General features: G+C 47.1%; 1 protein-coding gene. It reads right to left on the bottom strand.

Features of this window, described 5'->3' with window-relative positions; translation table 11 throughout:
- The coding region (locus AAEY78_RS14690; RefSeq protein WP_352340205.1) for a DUF3570 domain-containing protein at nucleotides 1-242 on the bottom strand (242 nt) is incomplete at both ends.

Genomic DNA, 242 nt, shown 5'->3' with positions numbered 1-242 from the left:
ATATTGGCCATCACCTGACGGACGCGTGAAAGTTTGACTGTCACTTTGTGCAACGGCACCAGAAGCTGATGCACCGGTTAAACTGTCGACCACAATTTTAAGGTCCAATAACGAACTGTCACCAAAGGCTTTTTGTACATTACCAATCGCTTCTGCAGCTTGAACACGGTCTTGCTCGCCATAATACATAATGGCAGCATCGACCTTCCAATCATCATTGGCAGGAATCGGTTCTGCTGCAC

The organism is Psychrobacter sp. 16-MNA-CIBAN-0192, from assembly GCF_040309565.1.
Taxonomy (GTDB): domain Bacteria; phylum Pseudomonadota; class Gammaproteobacteria; order Pseudomonadales; family Moraxellaceae; genus Psychrobacter.
Note: the sequence above shows the minus strand (reverse complement) of the source record. Positions and strands in the feature narration are given on the sequence as shown.